19 protein-coding genes are annotated in these 18,014 nt (G+C 68.5%); 11 read left to right on the forward strand and 8 right to left on the reverse strand.

Translation table 11 applies throughout. The annotated features are described in order from the left end of the window. Positions 1-333: 333 nt before the first annotated feature. Genes flgH through flgF form a run of 4 tightly spaced genes read right to left on the reverse strand, consistent with a single transcriptional unit; the run spans position 334 to position 3,705 of the window. Positions 334-1,074 (reverse strand): flagellar basal body L-ring protein FlgH, encoded by a 741-nt coding sequence (gene flgH / locus AC07O0_RS28790; protein WP_494628062.1) that lies wholly within the window; start codon positions 1,072-1,074, stop codon positions 334-336. A 32-nt stretch (positions 1,075-1,106) separates the two neighbouring features. Beyond that, entirely contained in the window at positions 1,107-2,138 is a 1,032-nt protein-coding gene (flgA, locus tag AC07O0_RS28795) for a flagellar basal body P-ring formation chaperone FlgA (RefSeq protein WP_494628064.1), read from the reverse strand. A 14-nt stretch (positions 2,139-2,152) separates the two neighbouring features. Further along, positions 2,153-2,941, reverse strand: a complete 789-nt coding sequence (gene flgG, locus AC07O0_RS28800) for a flagellar basal-body rod protein FlgG (protein WP_494628066.1) — start codon at positions 2,939-2,941, stop codon at positions 2,153-2,155. A gap of 20 nt (positions 2,942-2,961) precedes the next feature. Then, positions 2,962-3,705, reverse strand: a complete 744-nt coding sequence (gene flgF / locus AC07O0_RS28805) for a flagellar basal-body rod protein FlgF (protein ID WP_494628068.1) — start codon at positions 3,703-3,705, stop codon at positions 2,962-2,964. Between the two features lie 287 nt (positions 3,706-3,992). Here flgF and fliL point away from each other — a divergent pair, with 287 nt between their 5' ends. From fliL to AC07O0_RS28825, 4 genes are read left to right on the forward strand one after another with little or no spacing between them, the layout of a single operon-like run. Beyond that, positions 3,993-4,508, forward strand: a complete 516-nt coding sequence (gene fliL, locus AC07O0_RS28810) for a flagellar basal body-associated protein FliL (RefSeq protein ID WP_494628070.1) — start codon at positions 3,993-3,995, stop codon at positions 4,506-4,508. A 30-nt stretch (positions 4,509-4,538) separates the two neighbouring features. After that, positions 4,539-5,669 (forward strand): flagellar motor switch protein FliM, encoded by a 1,131-nt coding sequence (gene fliM / locus AC07O0_RS28815; RefSeq protein WP_494628072.1) that lies wholly within the window; start codon positions 4,539-4,541, stop codon positions 5,667-5,669. A gap of 17 nt (positions 5,670-5,686) precedes the next feature. Further along, a complete protein-coding gene (locus tag AC07O0_RS28820) occupies positions 5,687-6,133 on the forward strand; it encodes a DUF6468 domain-containing protein (RefSeq protein ID WP_494628074.1) in 447 nt (148 codons plus the stop codon). After that, positions 6,130-6,927, forward strand: coding sequence for a MotE family protein (locus AC07O0_RS28825; protein WP_494628076.1), 798 nt, complete (start codon positions 6,130-6,132; stop codon positions 6,925-6,927). The genes AC07O0_RS28820 and AC07O0_RS28825 overlap by 4 nt, the downstream gene beginning before the upstream one ends. 21 nt (positions 6,928-6,948) lie before the next feature. Here the strand turns inward: AC07O0_RS28825 and AC07O0_RS28830 are convergent, their stop codons facing one another. Both AC07O0_RS28830 and cnbZ read right to left on the reverse strand, forming a co-directional pair. Further along, positions 6,949-7,914, reverse strand: a complete 966-nt coding sequence (locus AC07O0_RS28830) for a Bug family tripartite tricarboxylate transporter substrate binding protein (protein WP_494628078.1) — start codon at positions 7,912-7,914, stop codon at positions 6,949-6,951. A gap of 72 nt (positions 7,915-7,986) precedes the next feature. Further along, positions 7,987-8,736, reverse strand: a complete 750-nt coding sequence (gene cnbZ, locus AC07O0_RS28835; protein WP_494628080.1) for a 2-amino-5-chloromuconate deaminase CnbZ — start codon at positions 8,734-8,736, stop codon at positions 7,987-7,989. Between the two features lie 143 nt (positions 8,737-8,879). Between cnbZ and AC07O0_RS28840 the strand changes: the two genes are divergently transcribed. Beyond that, on the forward strand, positions 8,880-9,788 hold the full coding sequence (locus AC07O0_RS28840; protein WP_494628082.1) for a LysR family transcriptional regulator: 909 nt from the start codon (positions 8,880-8,882) through the stop codon (positions 9,786-9,788). 105 nt (positions 9,789-9,893) lie between these two features. Then, complete coding sequence (locus AC07O0_RS28845) at positions 9,894-13,298, forward strand: tetratricopeptide repeat protein (RefSeq protein WP_494628084.1); 3,405 nt, start codon at positions 9,894-9,896, stop codon at positions 13,296-13,298. Between the two features lie 9 nt (positions 13,299-13,307). On the opposite strand, the gene fliP is transcribed toward AC07O0_RS28845, so the two are convergent. Then, the gene (gene fliP / locus AC07O0_RS28850; protein ID WP_494628086.1) at positions 13,308-14,069 is read right to left on the reverse strand and encodes a flagellar type III secretion system pore protein FliP; all 762 of its coding nucleotides are present in this window, start codon (positions 14,067-14,069) and stop codon (positions 13,308-13,310) included. Between the two features lie 113 nt (positions 14,070-14,182). Beyond that, on the reverse strand, positions 14,183-15,484 hold the full coding sequence (locus AC07O0_RS28855) for a hypothetical protein (RefSeq protein ID WP_494628088.1): 1,302 nt from the start codon (positions 15,482-15,484) through the stop codon (positions 14,183-14,185). A gap of 220 nt (positions 15,485-15,704) precedes the next feature. Between AC07O0_RS28855 and flgB the strand changes: the two genes are divergently transcribed. The 5 genes from flgB to fliR all read left to right on the forward strand — a co-directional run bounded on the left by flgB (position 15,705) and on the right by fliR (position 18,013). Further along, the gene (flgB, locus tag AC07O0_RS28860) at positions 15,705-16,088 is read left to right on the forward strand and encodes a flagellar basal body rod protein FlgB (protein ID WP_454024191.1); all 384 of its coding nucleotides are present in this window, start codon (positions 15,705-15,707) and stop codon (positions 16,086-16,088) included. Between the two features lie 11 nt (positions 16,089-16,099). Beyond that, positions 16,100-16,510 carry a flagellar basal body rod protein FlgC gene (gene flgC / locus AC07O0_RS28865; protein WP_494628090.1) on the forward strand — a complete coding sequence of 137 codons (411 nt, stop codon included), beginning with the start codon at positions 16,100-16,102 and terminating at the stop codon, positions 16,508-16,510. 28 nt (positions 16,511-16,538) lie between these two features. Beyond that, positions 16,539-16,871 (forward strand): flagellar hook-basal body complex protein FliE, encoded by a 333-nt coding sequence (fliE, locus tag AC07O0_RS28870; protein ID WP_494628092.1) that lies wholly within the window; start codon positions 16,539-16,541, stop codon positions 16,869-16,871. Positions 16,872-16,910: 39 nt separating this feature from the next. Beyond that, the gene (gene fliQ / locus AC07O0_RS28875; RefSeq protein ID WP_057188754.1) at positions 16,911-17,177 is read left to right on the forward strand and encodes a flagellar biosynthesis protein FliQ; all 267 of its coding nucleotides are present in this window, start codon (positions 16,911-16,913) and stop codon (positions 17,175-17,177) included. A 77-nt stretch (positions 17,178-17,254) separates the two neighbouring features. Continuing rightward, a complete protein-coding gene (gene fliR, locus AC07O0_RS28880) occupies positions 17,255-18,013 on the forward strand; it encodes a flagellar biosynthetic protein FliR (RefSeq protein WP_494628095.1) in 759 nt (252 codons plus the stop codon). The last annotated feature ends 1 nt before the right edge of the window (position 18,014 follow it).

An 18,014-nucleotide genomic window follows, 5' to 3' on the forward strand; every position in this document is an offset into this window, starting at 1 on the left:
GCGCTCGGCCTGACCTACTCCGCCGCCATCGGCGAGCGCGCCAGAGACCACGCCCTCAAGGGCAGGGTCGAGATGCGCTTCTGAGGGCCGTCAAGTTCGATTTGAGTGACTGTCCGCTTCCGACTCATCTCGGACATTCAAAGCCACCGATATCGTCGCCAAGGAAAAGCCCCGCGCGGGAGGGCGCGGGGCTTCTGGCCGCCAGCCTTGGATAGCTGGGGAGCGTGGCGGGCGGCCGGGAGGAGCGGCGGCTCGGGAGAGACCGCCGGCCCGGCGCGAAGGCTTGGAACGTGGGGAGCGTCGCCGTCGCGCCGGAAACTGGGAACGGTGGGGTCAGAACGGCAGCAGGATATCCATCACCTGCTGGCCGTAGCGCGGCTGCTGCACATCGGTGATCTGGCCGCGGCCGCCATAGGCGATGCGGGCCTGGGCGATCTTGGTCGATTCGATCGTGTTGTCGGATTCGATGTCCTCGGGCCGGATCACGCCGGCGACGATCAATTCGCGCACCTCGAAATTGACCCTGATCTCCTGCTTGCCTTCGATCACCAGATTGCCGTTCGGCAAGGTCTGGGTGACGACGGCGGCGACGTTCGTGGCGAGCTGCTCGGCCCGGCGCACCGAACCCGAGCCCTCGCTCGATGAATCCGAGTCGAGCTTCAGCAGCGAGCTGGGATCGGCGTTCTTCTTCCATTTGCTCTCGGCGCCGAAGACGTTCTCGGCGCCGAAATCCTCGCCGTTCTTGCGGCTGCGCTTGGTGGTGTTGTCGAGCTGGGCCCGGTCGGTGACCTTGACCTTGACGGTGACGAGGTCGCCGATGAGGCGGGCGCGCTGGTCCTTGAAGAAGGCGCGAGAGCCGGTGCGCCAGAGCGAGTTCGGCGCATAGGAGGCGTGTTCCACCGCCGGCATCGGCATCTGCACGGGCTTGTAGCCCTTGGTCGCGGTTGGGTCCTCGATCGGCGACAGCGCTGGCGCCTGGCCGACATTGGCGAGCCTGTCTGCGGCTCCGCAGGCTCCAAGCAGGAGCGTCACGCCGAGGACGGCAGGAATGGCGAGAGGATTGGTCCGGGTCATGGGAATGGTCCGCAACTGGAGCAATGGGATCATCAGCGGGCAGCAGCGATCTGGCCGCCGCCGTGCGGGCTGACGTTGACGCGCCCGGGACCGGTGACGGTTCCCTGCAGCACGCGCTTCGACTGGGGATTGGTGATCGAGATGACATCGCCCATCGCGCCAGCCTCATTGGCCCGGCCGCGCATGCTGATCGCGACGCCACGCGATTCGTAGACGATGGTGACGATCTCGCCGCGTCCGACGATTTCCTCGCGCTGGACATCGCTGCTGCGCAGCACCGAGCCGGCCACCAGCATCCGCTTGGCGACCTTGCCGACCGCTGCCTTCATCTCGCCGAGCGTGTCGTTGAACTGCGCATCGCGCGGCCGGCGCTCGATGGTGACGTCGGTGGGGGTCAGCGTCTCGCCGCGAGCAATCGTCCGCAACGGCACGACCACCTCGGCGGTCTCGACCAGCTGCCCGGAGACGCGCACCGGCTTCAGCCTGGTCGCGGCGCTGCCCGGCATGGTCAGGCGGCCGGTGACGCGGCGGGAGCGCGCATCGTAGTTCAGATCGAGCGCGGTGAGGTCGCCCGTCAGCTCGGGCTCGACCACGACCGACGGCGCGCCGCCATCGAGCAGCAGCGCGAAGGCGCGCCCATCGAAGCCGAAGCGCTCGAGCAGGGCCGATTTCACCGCAGCCTCGACATCGAGCCCGGTGATCCGGCGCGCCGCGCGCGTCACCACGACCTGGGCGACGCCCTGGCTGTCGAGATCCTGCGCATCGCGCAGGAGGCCCTGCTTCACCGCAGCCTCGACGATACGGCTGACCTGGATAGTGCCGGTCTCGCCGAGCGCCGGTGACCGGAAGGCCGGCAGCGCCGCATCCTGTGGCGACAGGCCGGCGATCAGGTCGCCGAAGCCGACGATGTCGCGCGAGAGCGTGAGATCGGTCTTCAGCTTGAGCTTGCCGGCGGCCGCCTGCGCGGCGGCCGGGGCGCGCTCGCCGGCCGGCGCAGCAGTTTGTGCCGGCGCCATGGCGGGGATCGCGGTCAGGGCGGCGACGAGGAGAACGGAGCGGATCATCTGGCTCATCCCTCTCAGCGCATGATCTGCGTGGTGGACTGCATCATCTGGTCGGCGGCCGAGATCACCTTTGAGTTCATCTCGTAGGCGCGCTGCGCCGCGATCAGCGACGACAGTTCGGTCACCGCCTGGACGTTGCCTTCTTCCAGGTAGTTCTGCTGCAGCGTGCCGAAGCCTTCCTCGCCGCCGAGCCCGTCGATCGCCGGGCCGGAGCCGGCGGTCTCGAGGAAGAGGTTGTCGCCGATCGATTCGAGGCCGACCTTGTTGATGAAGCGGGTCAGCTGGATCTGGCCGAGCTGCTGCGGCGCGGTTTGGCCGGGCAGCGTGACCTCGACCGTTCCCTGCGCGTTGATCGAGACGCCGGTCGCGTTGTTCGGGACGGTGATGCCGGGCTGGACGACATAGCCGTCGCGCGTCACCAGCCTGCCCTGATTGTCGAGGTCGAAGGAACCGTCGCGCGAATAGGCGGTGCGCCCGTCCGGCATCTGGATGCGGAAGAAGCCCTCGCCGCGGATCGCGAGGTCGTACTGCTTCTCGGTCGGCGTCAGGTTGCCCTGGCTCATCACCCGCCCGGTCGACGAGGTCTTGACGCCGGAGCCGACGAAGGTGCCGGCCGGAACCTGCGTGTTCTGGTCCGAGGTCTGCGTGCCGGCGCGGCGGAAATGCTCGTAGAGCAGGTCCTGGAAATGGACGCGCTGGCGCTTGTAGCCGGTGGTGCGGACGTTCGCGATGTTGTTCGAGATGACCTGGACGTTGAGTTCCTGGGCCATCATGCCGGTGGCGGCGGTGTAGAGTGCGCGCATGGATCTGGCTCCTCTCCGCGTCAGGCTTGCTGATCGGCCAGGCGGGTGATCGCCTTGGCACGCAGTTCATCGGTCTTGCCCATCATCGCCGACAGGGTCTGGTAGGCGCGCTGGACCTCGACCAGCCGGGTCATCTCGACCACGGCCTTGACGTTGGAGCGCTCGATCGCACCGGTCTCGAGCCGTGCCAGCGGGCCCGCCGGCTGGGCGGCGGTGGTCGACGAGAACAAGTTGGTGCCGTCGCTGGCGAGCGCGGCGGGATTGTTGAAGCGGACGATCCGGAGCTTGCCGCGCTGGCCCTGGTCGGTGGAGACCGTGCCATCGGTGGCGATGCGCGCATTGCTCTCGGTCGAGCCGAAGACGATCGGCCCGCCATCGCCCATCACCGGCTGACCGGCCTGGGTGACGAGCTGACCCTGCCCGTTGATCTCGAGCGAGCCGGCGCGAGTGTAGCGCTCGCCCTGCGGGGTCTGGACGACGAGGTAGTTGTCGCCCTGCAGCGCGACGTCGAGCGGATTGCCGGTGCGCTCGATCATGCCCTGCGACAGATCGATCGGCGTCCCCTTGTCGATGACATAGGAGAGCCGCCGATCCATCGTCGGGAAGGTGTCGGCGCGCGCCGTCGGCGAGATGTATTCGGCAAAGCGGGCCGAACGAGCCTTGAAGCCGTTCGTGCCGACATTGGCGACGTTATTGGCGATGACGTCGAGCTCGCGCGCCAGAGCCATCTGGCGCGACAGGCTGACGAGAAGCGCGTTTTCCACGGCTCCTGCTCCCGATCTGTCCCGTGGCCGCCCCGACGCTCCCCAGCGCGGTGGCCACGTCGATCAGGTGGCAAGCGACGTGCCAACATGGTTAATCTAGACAAGTTATTGATATCGTTGGATATGGATTGAAAGACGGCCTTCACCATCACCAGATCGAACCTGTCCGTACGGCAGAAACGACCCGGCAAAAAATGCCTCCTTAACGGGCCGTTAACCGTAATTGGGCAAGGGTTAACGGCAGAGAGACGGGCCAGGGCGGCGCCCGTTCTACGCGGGCTGGCCAGATGGCGAAGAAGGCGAACAAGGACGAGGAAGCCGCCGAGGGCGGAGCCGAGGCGGCGCCGAAGTCCGGCAAGAAGAAGCTCGTCATGATCGGCGGCGCCGTGGCGCTCGTCGCCGTGCTCGGCGGCGGAGGCTGGTTCTTTTTCCTGAAGAAGAAGCCTGTCGAGGAAGTGAGCGCCGAGCAGGCCGCCGCGGCCGCCAAGAAGCTGATCACCTTCGTCGAGATGAAGGACATGATGATCGGCATCAGCGCCGGCCCGCAGCAGGACCGCCAGCCGATCGTCAAGATCAAGGTCGCGCTCGAGATCGCCGATCCCAAGACCGCCGACCAGGTCAAGCCGCTGCTGCCGCGGGTCGAGGACGCCTTCCAGGTCTTCATGCGTGAATTGCGCCCGTCCGACCTCGACGGCTCGGCCGGCATGTACCGGCTGAAGGAAGAGCTGCTGCGCCGGGTCAACGTCACGGTCTACCCGGCCAAGGTCGATGCCGTCCTCTTCAAGGAACTGCTGCTGCAATAGCGGCAGCCTGATCGCGCAAAGCAGACCGCCATGGCCAACGACGATCTCGAAGCCCAGGACAAGGACAAGGTTCCGCTGACGCCGGAGGGCATGGCGGCCGAATGGGCCACCATGTCCGACGTCATCGCGGAGGACGGCAGCGAGCAGGAAGCCAATATCGATCGCCTGATGAATCAGGAAGAGATCGACACCATGCTCGGCTTCTCCATCGGAGAGGACGGCAAGGGCGGCCGCAACGGCATCCAGGCGATCGTCGATTCGGGCTCGGTCACCTATGAACGCCTGCCAATGCTCGAGATCATCTTCGAGCGTCTGGTCCGCCTTCTCTCCACCAGCCTGCGCAACCTGTTCAGCGACAATGTCGAGGTGACGCTGGAGGGCATCCGCTCGGTGCGCTTCGGCGACTACATCAACTCGATTTCGTTGCCGGCGATGCTCGCCGTGTTCAAGGCCGAGGAATGGGACAATTTCGGACTCGTCACCATCGAGTCCGCCCTCACCTATTCGGTGCTCGACACCATGCTCGGCGGCAAGCGCGGCCAGGCCGCGGCGCGGGTCGACGGGCGCCCCTTCACCTCGATCGAGATGAGCCTGCTGCGCCGCGTGATCGGCGTCGTGCTCGGCGATGCCGAAGCTGCCTTCCGGCCGCTCTCGCCGGTGAACTTCAAGGTTGACCGGATCGAGTCCAATCCGCGCTTCGTCTCGATCTCGCGCCCGGCCAATGCCGCGATCCGCGTCGAGCTGCGCTTCGACATGGAAGGCCGCGGCGGCTCTCTCCATCTGCTCCTGCCTTACGCCACCATCGAGCCGATCCGTGAACTGCTCCTCGAGAGCTTCATGGGTGAGAAGCTCGGGCGCGACCCGATCTGGGAGAACCATCTCGCCACCGAGGTCTGGCAGGCGGACGTCGCCGTGAAGTGCGTGCTGCACGAATGCACCATGCCGCTGAAGCGGGTGATGAAGCTCGAGATCGGCGACACGCTGATGTTCGACGCGCGCCCCGACTCGGTCGCCTCCCTGCGCTGCGGTGAGTTCATCGTCAGCGAGGGCCGGATCGGCCGGGTCGACGACAAGATCGCCGTCCAGGTCGTCAGCCCGCTGCGGCGCTCCAAGACGACCATGGCCGCCTTCGACACCAGCCATCTCAATCCGGCGTCCTGAGCAGGGAGACCCGCCCCATGACCATCACCCTGATCGCCGATGCACTGGTCGCCTGCCTGCTGGTCGCCACCATCATCACCTGCTTCGTGCTGTCCAAGCGCATCGAGCGGCTGAAGGCCGATGAGAGCGCGATGCGCCAGACCATCGGCGCCCTGATCTCCGCCACCGACACGGCAGAGCGCGCCATCGCCGGCCTGAAGCTGACGCTCGGCGACTGCGACCGCACCCTCGCCGAGCGCCTGCAGACCGCCGAGCGCTATGCCGCCGATCTCGCCCAGCAGATCGAGGCCGGCCAGACCGTGATGGAACGGATCGGCCAGATCGTCAGCGCCGCCAGCCTGGTCGTCCCCAAGCCTGAGCCCACACCTGAGAAGCCTGCTCTCTCGCGCATGGCGAGCGCCGCCGATGCCGCCGCCGCCATCCGTGCCCGCGCCACCCGCCGGCTCGAAGGCCAGGCTGCGTGATCCAGACGCCCCGCCTCATCCCGGCAGTCATCCTCGGCGCCATGGGCCTCCTGGCGCTGAAGCTGCTTGGCTGGTCGGCGGAGCCCAGCCCGGGCAAGATCCCCGCCAGCCCCCAGGTGTTCACCGCGAAGCCGGAGAAGGAGGTCTGGGGCCTCGCCAAGATCATCGCCAAGGCCCATCAGCCCGACGTCTTCATGGACCCGGAAACCACCGGGACGATCGATCCGCCGGCACCGAAGCTCCCGCCCGAGGAACAGGCCAAGCGCGACGCAGCTCCGAACAACAAGGCCGGCCTGATGAACGGCACCGCCCAGCCGATCTCGCCGGCCGAGAAGGCGCTGCTCGAGCGCCTCGGCCAGCGCCGCGAGGAGATCGACGCCCGCATGCGCGAGCTCGACATGCGCGAGAAGCTGCTCGACACGGCCGAGAAGAAGCTCGGCGACCGCGTCGACGACCTGAAGGCGCTCGAGGAGAAGGTCGAGGGCCCCCGCAAGCAGGAGGCCGAGGCCAGTCAGGCGGTCAAGAACCTGGTGATCATGTACGAGACGATGAAGCCGAAGGACGCCGCCCGCGTCTTTGACCGGCTGGCGCTCGACATCCTCGTCCCGGTCGTCCAGCAGATGAACCCGCGCAAGATGTCGGACGTGCTCGCCGCCATGTCGCCGGAAGCGGCCGAGCGGCTCACCGTCGCGCTCTCGCTGCGCGGACGCCCGGCGGTCGCCACCGAACGCGCACCAGCCCCGACGCCGGCGGGTACCGAGTTGCCGGCAATCGAGCCCGCGCCGCGGCGCTGAGCGCGGCTGCTGACCCGGCGATCACTGCTGAACGGCGATGCCGTTCTCCTTGATGATCGTCGCATAGGTCGCGACATAGCGCTCGATCACCTTTTCGAACTCCACGCCCGGCCGCGCCAGCACCGTGAAGCTCAAGGCCTGCAGGCGTTCGCGCACATCCGGGCGCGCCAGGGCCGCGAGCCAGGCACGCTCCAGCGCCTCGCGGGCCGGCGCCGGCGTGTCGCGCCGCACCATGATGCCGAACCAGCTGTCCGAGAGAAGATCCGGCAGGCCGAGCTCGGCAAAGGTCGGGACACTCGGCAACTCCCGCACCCGCTTGTCGGCGGTAACCGCGAGCGCGAGCAGCTTGCCCTCCTCGATCGGCTGGACGACGTCGGGCAGGTTGCTCAGCGCGAAATCGATCCGCCCGGCATACAGGTCGACGAAGAGCTGCGCGGTGCCGTTGTATGGCGCGTGGACCGCCTTGCCGCCGGCCAGTCGCAGGAAATGCTCGGCGCCCAGATGCGGCGAGGTACCGATGCCCGGAGAGCCATAGGTCATCGAGGCGGCGCTCTCGCGCAGGCGCTTGAGGAAACCCAGCCAGTCGGTCTTCAGCGACGGCGCTGCCACGAGGACGTGCGGCACCACGGTCGCCTGCACGACCGGGGCGAAGGCGCGCTGCCAATCGGCGGTCCGCGCCCGCAATGTGACGTTCGCCGCGAAGCTGTTGGCGATCATCAGCATAGTATGGCCGTCGGGCGGCGACTTCAGCGTCTCGGCCCCGGCGATGACGGTGGCGGCCCCGGCGATGTTCTCGACCACGACGGTCTGGCCGAGCGTCTCCTTGAGGCTCTCCTGCGCCAGCCGCGCCACTGGATCCATCGACGTGCCCGGCGTGAACGGCAGGATCAGGCGTACCGGGCGCTCCGGCTTCCAGGGCGCTTGCGCCCTTGCCAGCGTCGGCAGGGTCAGCCCCGCCAGGAGAAGCGCACGTCGATCAAGCAACATCGGGATCCTCCACCACCGTACCGTTCGATTTCCGGCAACACACCTGTCGCTCGCAGCGATCAGGCCGACGCCTCAGATCACGATCTCCCGCGGCAGGCCGCGCACATCCATCTCGTAGTCGAGCACCGCCACGGGCGGCCGGGAGAAGTGCCAGGTCACGGCGCGGCCGAGCCTGGTGACGGGCCCGAGGACCTCCGCCAGCAGCGGATGAATGTCGCGCACCGTGTAGATGTTCGTGACCGTGGCATCGCTCCAGCCATGGCCCAGCCCCGCGAGCCGGCGGCCCATCTCGCCCATCACCCATTCGGCCTTGGCCCGAACGCCCTCGGGCGAGGCATCGCCCGGCCGGATCGTGCCCTGCGCGTAGCTCGCGCCGCCTTCGGGGGCCTCGCCGCTGCCGGCCACCACGAAGCTCGGCCGGGCCGAGGTATCCGGAACCGTGTAGCTGAAGGCGTGCAGTGAGACGGTGTCCGGCTTGCCGATCTCCGGGCAGATATTTGTCCGGGCAACCGGATTCACCTGCCCCTGCAGGACACCCCATTGGTCGAGCCTGGAGGCATAGAGCCGGTTGAAGGCGTCGAACCCGCCTTCCGAGAAAGGCTCGGGCGAGCGCAATTCGCAGGCGCAGAGCGCGGTGAGCGGCCTACCCGCCTGCTTCAGATGCGCCTCGATGAGCGCAAGGCCACGATCCATCGGCACCGGGGTCGCCAATTGCGCCCGCTCGATCCGGAAGCCCGGCTCGGCCGCGACCCCGCCGGAATACTGGTAGACGGCCGGGATGAACCGGTAGCTGCCGTCCTGGCTGGTTCGGGTTGAGTACATCGGGTCGGATCCTCGCCTGGTTTTCCTAAGTCGTAGAGGCCGGGTCAGCCGGCCAGCCAGCATGCATTCGCAGAGAGTTCGTTGCCGATCCGGCAACGCTCTCCTATTCTCCGCGCTCTCGTTTCAGATGCGGGATTCCGGCCATGTCGCTCACCCGCTACAGATATTTCGCCCTGGTCGCCGATCACGGCTCCGTCCGCGAGGCGGCCGATGCGCTACGCGTCGCGCCATCGGCGATCAGCCGCCAGGTCGCCAGCCTCGAGGACGAGTACGGCACAGCCCTGTTCGAGCGCCGGGCGCGCGGCATGAGGCTGACCACCGCGGGGGCGGCGGTGCTCGAGACGGCGCGCACCATCCTCGACAGCGTCCAGACGGCGCGTGCCGCGATCGACGAGCTGCAAGGCATGAAGCGCGGGCATGTGCGCGTCTGGACGGTCGAGGGCGCGATGGACGATTTCGTCTACCCGGCCCTTGCCGAGTTCTCGGCCGCCCACCCTTCAGTGAGCTTCGACATCATGGTCGCGAGCTCGGACCAGCTTGTGCAGCGCCTGCTCGACGACGAGGCCGATGTGATCGTGGCCTTCAACCCGATCCTCCATCGTAGCGTCCTCTCGCTCGCGGAGATCGCCGACGCGCTCGTCCTCGCCGCGCATCCGGGCGATGCCGTCGCCGGGCGCCCGTCGGTGAGGATCGCCGAGATCGGCGAGATGCGCCTTGCCCTCCCCGACCGGACCTTCGGCCTGCGCCGTCTCGTCGACGACATGGTCGCGGCGAGCGGGATCGAGCTCAAGCCGGCGCTGGTCACGAATTCGATCGCATCGCTGCGCTCTTTCGCTCGGGCGGGCCTCGGCGTCAGCGTCCTGACCCGCTGCGCGACGCGGCTGGATGTCACCGAAGGGCGTCTGGTGGCCGTTCCGCTGCAGGGTCGCAACCTGCGCAAGGCCTGCCTCAAGATCTGCGTGCGCAAGGGGCGCAGCCTGTCCCCGGCGGCGCGGGCGCTGTCGCGGCATCTGGCTCGGAGCGCAAGGAAATACGCCGCCGGGCACGCGTAGTCAGGAGGGCCCCTTAACTCCCCGTTATCCTTGACGGGCTAGCCTCCGCGCAGGTTGGAGCAGCCTGTCGCCGCTCCGCCAATCGCGTCGAGTTGAGTAGCGGTCGTGCGTATTCTGCGGTCCCTGAGCTTCGGCATCGGCCTGGCGGCACTGAGCCTTGCTGCCGGCTTCGTCACGCCGGCAGTGGCGGCCACCGCGACCTTGCGCGGCGAAGCCATGCGCGCCGGTTTCGGCCGCCTCGCCTTCGCCTTCGACGAGCCGGTGACGACGCGAGTGCGCGTCGCCAACGGCGTCGTCATCATCGGCTTCAGCCAGCCGGTGAAGCTCGACCCGAGCCGGCTCGCCGCCGAGCTGCCGAGCTACATCTCCGTGGTGCGGATCGACCCGGACGAGCGCGGCCTGCGCCTGGCGCTCGCCCGCCCCTATCGCGCCAACCTGCTCGAGGCCGGCGACAAGGCTTTCGTCGACCTTTTGCCCGAGAACTGGACCGGCCAGCTGCCGGGCCTGCCGCCCGAGGTCCTCGCCGAGCTGACCCAGCGCCTGCGCCTCGCCGAGGCGCGCGCCCGCGAGATCGCGCGCATGCCGGCGCCCACGCCGAAGCCGCTCGGCTTCCGCAGCGCCCGCCTGCCCACGCTCGATCGCCTGATGTTCTCGGCGCCGCCGGAGGCCATGCTGACGCCCGCTCTGGACGACGGCAAGCTGACGCTGAGCTTCGACCAGGCTCTGGCGGTGACGCCGTCGCAGATCCGCAGCCTGTTGCCGGCCGATTTCACGCTGGAGCAGGCGACCATCGGCGACGACCGGACGCAGCTCGTCTTCACCGTGCCGAAGGACCGCCAACTCCGCAGTTTCCGCGACGAGGCCGGCTGGACCGTCGACCTGCCGCATGTCGGCGCCGCCATCCCGCTCTCGCTCGCCGATCTGCAGGTGGCCGCACCGGCCGAAGCCAAGCCGGCGGACACCAAGGCAGCCGAGCAGAAGCCGGCCGCAGTGCCGCCATCCCCTGCTCCGAAAACCGACGCTCCGCAGAGTCCGGCCCAGGCCAGGCCGGCGGCCGTGGTCGCCGATGCGCCGCCTCGGGATGTCGAGGTCGCCTCCGCGGCGGACGGCGACGGCGGCCGCATCGACTTCCGCTTCTCACGGCCGACAGGCGCGGCCGCCTTCGCCGAGCCCGGACGGGTCACACTCGTCTTCGATACGCGCGACACGCTCGATCCCGACAAGCTCAAGGGCATGCTGCCGACGCTAGTCGAGGACATAACCGTCACCCGCGAGACCAAGGTCACGCTCGTGCGGCTGAAGACACGGCGTCAGCAGATCGTGCGGCTCTCCGACGACGGGCCGCAGTGGTCGCTGACCTTCGGCGACAAGGCGGGCAAGCCGGCCGGCGCGCTCGCGCCCCGCCGCGACGCCGACGAGCGCGGCCAGACCATCGTCGCCGTCCCGGTTCCAGGGCTGACCGGCGTGCACTGGCTGGAGAACAGCGAGGGCGGCCCGATGATCGCGGTCGCGACCGCACTCGGGCCGACGCGCGCCGTCCCGAAGCCTTATCGCTTCATCGAGTTCGGCCTGCCGCAAAGCGCCCATGGCGTCGTCGTCAGTGCCGTTGCGGACGATCTTGCCGTACGCGCCGACACCGACGCCGTCCGGATCGGTCGCCAGAACGGTCTGATCGTCAGCCTCGACGCCAGCAAGGAGAGCGAGGCGGAGAAGAAGAACGCTCCGGCTGCGCCCCAGCCGCTGCTCGACAGCGAAGCCTGGTCCGCGCTGCACACCGCGGACATCCGCGACCGCGCTGCCGCCCTGCTGCGCGAGGTCGCCGGCGCTTCGCGGGGACGCAAATCCGAGACGCGTCTGGCGCTGGCGCGCTTCCTTGCCGCCAACGGCATGATGCCGGAAGCGGCCGGGCCACTGAATGCGTTGCTCGCCGACGACGCTGCGATGCGCGGCAATCGCGATGCGCTCTTCCTGCGTGGCCTGATCGCCACCCGCATGCATCGCAGCGCCGAGGCGCTGAAGGCCTTCGACGCGGCCCCCATTCGCGACGAGGCCGAGACCGGGCTCTGGCGCGCCCTCTCGGAGCAGCGGCTCGGCCGCAACGCTCAGGCGCTCGCCGGCTTCCGCCGGGCCGAGGACATCCTCGACCGCTACCCCGCCGATCTCCAGGCCGAGTTTCGTCCGGCGATGGTGCGGGCAGCGCTCGCCACCGGCGAGGCGACGGTGGCGGAGAAGCAGATCGGGCGGCTCGCCGACATGCCTGAGGAGCTGGTGAATCCAGAGGCAGTCGCGCTGCTGCGCGCCAGGCTCGACGATGTCAGCGGCCGGCCGGAAGCGGCGCTCAACGGCTACAAGCCACTCTTCGAGGCTAAGACCCGGCCGATCGCAGCGGAAGCGCAGTTGCGCGCCGTCAAGCTCTCCCGCGCCGAGAAGCGTGCAGATTTCCCTGCCGACGAGGCCATCGCCCGGCTCGAAACCGTCTCGGCGATCTGGCGCGGCGGTGAGGTCGAGATCGAGGCGCTGGCCGAACTCGGCCGCCTCTATGTCGAGCAGCAGCGCTGGCGCGACGCCTTCCAGACGGCGCGACGCGCCAACGAGGTCTTCCCGGAGCACCCGGCGACGCGGCTCCTGCACGACGAGACCGCCCAGCGCTTCGAGGCGCTGTTCAGCGACCCCGATCTCGAGAAGCTGCCGAGGCTCGAAGCTCTGGCGCTCTTCTACGATTTCAAGGAGTTTCTGCCGATCGGCCGGCGCGGCGACGAGATCACCCGCCTCCTCGCCGACCGGCTGGTGGAGCTCGATCTCCTCGACCAGGCTAGCGAGATCCTGCAATACCAGATGGACCGGCGCCTGACCGGCGCGGCGCGTTCCACCGTGGCGACGCGGCTCGCGATGATCCGGCTGATGAACGGCAAGCCGGCGCAGGCATTGCAGGCGCTCGTCTCGACCCGGCTCGCCGAGCTACCCGCCGACGTCAAGCGCGCCCGCCTGCTGCTCGAGGCCAAGGCCCTGTCCGACCTGTCGCGCACCGATCAGGCGCTCGACCTGCTCGAAGGCGAAAGCGGGCCCGAGGTCGACCGGCTCAACGCCGACATCCTCTGGAGCGGCCGGCGCTGGCGCGAGGCGGGCGAGGCGCTCGAACGCATCCTCGGCGAAAGCTGGCGCGGTCAGGCACCGCTCGGCGACGGCGAGCGCGGCGACGTGATGCGCACGGCGATCGCTTATGTCATGTCGAACGAGGCGCTCTCGCTCGACCGGTTGCGCACCAAATTCGCCGCCAAGATGGCGCAGGGCGCGGATGCAAGGCTGTTCGGCTTCGTCACCGGCGCGAGCCGGGCCAGCGCCGCCGACATCCGCGACGCCGCGCGCTCGGCCGCCGGCTCCGACACCATGACCGACTTCCTCAAGGAATACCGCAAGCGCTACCCGGCTTATTCCAGCGCCGTGCGCGAGAGGCGGAAGCCTGCCGAAGCCGACGCCGCCAATGCCGGCTCGAAGCCAGGTCAGGGCTGAGCCCGTCCCTCAACTGCCATAGCTCTTGACCAGCGAGCCGGCGACCAGACCCCAGCCGTCGACCAGCACGAAGAAGATCAGCTTGAACGGCAGCGCCACGGTCACCGGCGGCAGCATCATCATGCCGACCGACATCAGGATCGAGGCGACCACCAGGTCGATGATCAGGAACGGCACGAACAGGAGGAAGCCGATCTCGAAGGCTCGCCTGAGCTCCGAGATCATGAAGGCAGGCACCAGGACCTGGATCTGGATGTCCTGCGGCCGCTCCGGCCTGGGTTCGCGCGACATCTCCATGAACAGCGCCAGATCCTTCTCGCGCACATGCTTCAGCATGAATTCGCGGAACGGCACGATGCCGCGCTCGAACGCTTCCTGCGGCTGCATCTGGCCGGCGATTACCGGCGCGCCGGCAACGCGATAGGCCTCCTTCAGGGTCGGCGCCATCACGAAGCCGGTCAGGAACAGGGAGAGCCCGATGATCACCGCATTGGGCGGCGCGGTCTGGGTGCCGATCGCCGAACGCAGCAGCGACAGCACCACCACGATCCGGGTGAACGAGGTCACCATGATCAGGATCGACGGCGCCAGCGACAGCACCGTGATCGTGGCGATCAGTTGCAGCGCCCGCTCGGTGACACCGCCCTGGCCGAGATCGAGCGACAGCGTCTGGGCCTGCGCCGCAGCGGCGATCCCGAGCACGCCAAGCGCAGCGGCGGACACCGCCAGCCAGCGCAATCTCCGTCCCGTGGGTGTCCGCGTGCCCATCATCCGTCCCGGCCCGAATCAAGGCGCGGGCTCGGGGAACGCTAGTTCAAGGTACCGGGACGCACGAAGCGCATTTCCCGCGCTATCCCCTGCCGCCTTGGCGGCCGCGGGGTGGCTCAGCCCTTCGGCTTGGGATCGCGCCCGAGCAGGCGGGCGAATTCGGCCTCGATCGCATCGACCGAGAACGGATCATCCTCCGGCGGCTTGGCCGCCGGCTTCGGCTCGGCCGGCTTGGTCTCGGCAGGCTTTGTCTCAGCAGGCTTGGCCTCTGCGGGCTTGGCTCCGGCCGGCTTGGCTTCGGGCGACTTGTCCTCGCCCTTGACCGGCGCCTCGGCCTTGACGGAATCCGGCTCGTCGTCGAGCACGTCGTCCAAAATCGGCGCGAACTTGGCGGACTTGCCCTGATCCGCAGCCGGGGCCGGCGGCGCCTGCTCCTTCACCGGTACGGGCTTCTTCTCCTCCGCCTTCGCAGGCTCGATGACTGGCGCCTTCGGCGGGGCGAAGACCGGCGGGGCGACCAACGGGGCTTCCGCCGCAGCGGCAGGCCGGGCCGGCGCGGGCTTCAGCCCCAGCGCCATTTCGAGCTCCGCCTCCATGTCGAGTGCCGGCCGTGCAGGCGCAGGGGCTGCCGGGGCCTGCGGTTTGGCGGCGATTGGCGGGGAAGCCGGCGGTGCAGCAGGCACCGGCGGCGGAACCGCAGGCTTCGGCGCCGGGATTTCGGCCTCGGTGCGTGTGCTGCCAGTCCCCGGGCGCACGGCCGAGAACGGACGCTTCAGCGCCTCTTCGAGCTGGCGGGCCATGTCGCCGAGCTCGCTGGCGCTGGCCGCCGGAGCCGGATCCCGAGCCAGGGTCGCACCGATCCCGGCTGCCCCCGCCGCCACTGCAGCAGGAACCGGAGCCGGCGCAGGCCGCGGCGGCTGAGGCTGCGCGGTCGGGCGCACCGGCGGCGGCGTCAGGGGACGCAGCGGCGGCACGGGATCGACCGGAACGGCCGGGGCCGGCACCGGCGAAGGTGGTAGCGGGCGCGGCTCCTCGATGGGCTGCGGGCGCGGCTCGGGCTCGAGCGCCAGCGGCCGCTCCGCCATGGCCTCGCTCGGCGTGGAAACCGCGACGCGTCCGCCGCTGCGCACGATATTGGTTTCGACGACGACGTCGGACGCGCCGCCGATCATGACGAGATGCTCGACATTGTCGCGCCGCACCAGGATCAGCTGGCGCTGGCGGTCGAGATCGTAGACATCGACCACGCCGAGGCGCGGCTGGCGGGTGCGGCCCCCACCCTGGCCCTTGAACTTCAGCCGACCGCCGCTCATCCGCCGCAGAAAGAAGCCCAGCAGCGCGACCAGGAGCAGCACCACTGCGAAGGCGATGATCCAACGCAGGCCGGAGGAAAGTTCGAAGCCAAACAGAGTCTGCAAGGTCTGCCTCATGAAGCGACGCGACAGCCGCCGACCGCTCTTTGTAAGGGCGATCAGACGGATAGACGGAGCTGGCTATATCATAAGCGTCGCCAGTTCGAGAAACATGGTTAGCAGATGGTTAACATGAACCTGCAGATCGCACCGGGTTAACCGCACATTAACCATGCACCCGGCAATAATTTCCCACTTCGGCAGGAGCCGACGGGAGATTGGCAGCATGGCTAACAACGGCCTTGGTCTGATGGGAGCGCTAAAGACGCGGATGCAATGGCATCAGGCGCGCCAGAAGCTGCTCGCCGAGAACGTCTCGAACGCCGATACGCCCCGTTTCAAGCCGCATGACCTGCGCGCGCCCTCCCCGGCCGGCGGCGCTATGACGCTGGCGCAGACCTCGCCGCTGCATCTCGGCCTCTCCGGCCAGCGCAGCGGCTTCGATCCGCGCGATCCCAAGCGCTTCGAGACCACGCCGAGCGCCAACAGCGTCAATCTCGAGGACGAGATGATGAAGGTCGCGCAGAACCAGTCGGACTACCAGCTCGCCGCCTCGCTCTACAGCAAGAGCCTCGGGCTGATGAAGATCGCGATCGGCAAAGGCCGGTAAGGAGCCGCATCATGGATCTGCTCAAGAGCCTCGCCGTCGCCGCCTCCGGCCTGAAGGGCCAGGCCGGCCGCATGCGCGTCATCGCCGAGAACCTTGCCAACGCCGATTCCTCGCCCGATCGCGCTGGCGTCGACCCCTATCGCCGCAAGATCGTGAGCTTCCAGGGCAAGCTCGACCGCGAGCTCGACGCCCAGGTCGTCGAGCTCGGCCGCGTCAGCCGCGACCGCAGCGATTTCAAGACGAAGTACGATCCCGGCCATCCGGCGGCCGATGCCAGCGGCCAGGTCCGCATGCCCAATGTCAACTCGCTGATCGAGACGATGGACATGCGCGAGGCCCAGCGCAGCTACGAGGCCAATCTCAACGTCATCTCGTCCACGCGCCGGATGATCCAGCGCACCATCGACATCCTGCGCGCCTGACTCGGCCGGCTGAAGCGGAGCCATCGTCATGACCACCTCGAGTTTCGCCGCCGGCGCCTATGCCTCGATGCAGGGGATGGGCGCGAGCGCCCTGCTGAAGAAGCCGGCCTCGGTCGGCGGGCCCGAGGGCGCCGGCGCCGGTCTGCCCGACTTCTCGTCGCTCGTCAGCAAGGCGCTGGAATCGACCGCGCAGAGCGCCCGCCAGGCCGACATCCAGGCGGGCAATGTCGCCGCCGGCCGCTCGGACGTCGTCGACGTGGTCACGGCCGTGGCCGAGAGCGAGGCCGCGATCGAGACGCTGGTGGCGGTGCGCGACCGCGTCATCGCCGCCTATGAGGAAATCATGCGGATGCCGGTCTGACGACCGCCGTTTCACCCAGCGCCGACCGGATCAGAGCCCATGACCTCCGCAGCCATCCTCGACGTCGCCCGTGACGGAATCGTCGTCTTCCTCAAGGCCGGCGCACCGCTGATGCTGATCGCGCTCGTGGTCGGCCTCGTCGTCTCGCTGATCCAGGCACTGACGCAGATCCAGGAACAGACCCTGGTCTATGTCCCGAAGATCATCGCGGTTTTCGCAGCCCTCTTGCTATTTTTGCCGTTCATGGGCGACGCCCTGGCAGGTTATATGGGCAGGGTCGCCGTCCGAATCGCCACGGGCGAATGAATCTAGCGCCAGCCAGCGCCTCCTTGCTGCGGAGTCCGGCCGGCGCGTCTTGCTGGCGCTGGAGCCGGGTCCGCCCGATGCAGATCGCCATCCTGCCCGAGATCAGCGCGCTGTTCGTGCTGGTCTTCGCGCGCGTCGGCACGCTGGTGATGCTGATGCCTGGCATCGGCGAGCGGCTCATCCTCTCGCGCGGCCGGCTCTCCCTCGCCTTCTTCGTCGCGCTGGTGATCCTGCCGATGGCGCGCGGTGCGATCACGATCCCGCAGACCCCGGCAGCGCTGGGCGGGCTGCTGATCGGCGAGATCCTGATCGGCCTCGTCATCGGCGCCAGCGCGCGCCTGCTGATGGGCGCCCTGCAGACGGCCGGCTTCATCGTCGCCCAGACCATGGGGTTGGGCTTCGCTGTCACCGTCGATCCGACCGGCGGCCTGCAGAACCCCTCGATCGCCAACTTCCTGTCGATGCTCGGCATCACGCTGATCCTGGCGGCGGACCTGCACCATCTCGCGCTCGCTGCCATCCATGAGAGCTATCGTCTGCTGCCGCCCGGCGGCTTTCCCGACGTCGGCGACGTGATGGCCCTCGCGGTCAAGGCGATGGCGCAGGGCTTCTCGCTGGCGGTGCAGATCTCGGCGCCGTTCATCGTCTTCGGCCTACTGTTCAACCTCGGCCTCGGTGTGCTGGCGCGGCTGATGCCACAGCTCCAGGTCTTCTTCCTTGCGGTCCCCGCCTCGATCCTCGGCGGCATGCTGGTGCTGCTCGCCGCGGTCGGGGTGATGATGGGCGTCTTCCTCGACGATCTCGGCGCTTTCCTGCGCCAGTTCATCGGTCTGTAAG

It is taken from the genome of Allobosea sp. GW821-FHT10B12, assembly GCF_059415545.1.

Excerpts from the sequence above, each read along its gene's own strand:
- flgH (WP_494628062.1), bottom strand. The coding sequence starts at position 1,074 with ATGACCCGGACCAATCCTCTCGCCATTCCTGCCGTCCTCGGCGTGACG.
- flgA (WP_494628064.1), bottom strand. The coding sequence starts at position 2,138 with ATGATCCGCTCCGTTCTCCTCGTCGCCGCCCTGACCGCGATCCCCGCC.
- flgG (WP_494628066.1), bottom strand. The coding sequence starts at position 2,941 with ATGCGCGCACTCTACACCGCCGCCACCGGCATGATGGCCCAGGAACTC.
- fliL (WP_494628070.1), top strand. The coding sequence starts at position 3,993 with ATGGCGAAGAAGGCGAACAAGGACGAGGAAGCCGCCGAGGGCGGAGCC.
- fliM (WP_494628072.1), top strand. The coding sequence starts at position 4,539 with ATGGCCAACGACGATCTCGAAGCCCAGGACAAGGACAAGGTTCCGCTG.
- AC07O0_RS28820 (WP_494628074.1), top strand. The coding sequence starts at position 5,687 with ATGACCATCACCCTGATCGCCGATGCACTGGTCGCCTGCCTGCTGGTC.
- AC07O0_RS28830 (WP_494628078.1), bottom strand. The coding sequence starts at position 7,914 with ATGTTGCTTGATCGACGTGCGCTTCTCCTGGCGGGGCTGACCCTGCCG.
- cnbZ (WP_494628080.1), bottom strand. The coding sequence starts at position 8,736 with ATGTACTCAACCCGAACCAGCCAGGACGGCAGCTACCGGTTCATCCCG.
- AC07O0_RS28840 (WP_494628082.1), top strand. The coding sequence starts at position 8,880 with ATGTCGCTCACCCGCTACAGATATTTCGCCCTGGTCGCCGATCACGGC.
- fliP (WP_494628086.1), bottom strand. The coding sequence starts at position 14,069 with ATGATGGGCACGCGGACACCCACGGGACGGAGATTGCGCTGGCTGGCG.
- flgB (WP_454024191.1), top strand. The coding sequence starts at position 15,705 with ATGGCTAACAACGGCCTTGGTCTGATGGGAGCGCTAAAGACGCGGATG.
- flgC (WP_494628090.1), top strand. The coding sequence starts at position 16,100 with ATGGATCTGCTCAAGAGCCTCGCCGTCGCCGCCTCCGGCCTGAAGGGC.
- fliE (WP_494628092.1), top strand. The coding sequence starts at position 16,539 with ATGACCACCTCGAGTTTCGCCGCCGGCGCCTATGCCTCGATGCAGGGG.
- fliQ (WP_057188754.1), top strand. The coding sequence starts at position 16,911 with ATGACCTCCGCAGCCATCCTCGACGTCGCCCGTGACGGAATCGTCGTC.
- fliR (WP_494628095.1), top strand. The coding sequence starts at position 17,255 with ATGCAGATCGCCATCCTGCCCGAGATCAGCGCGCTGTTCGTGCTGGTC.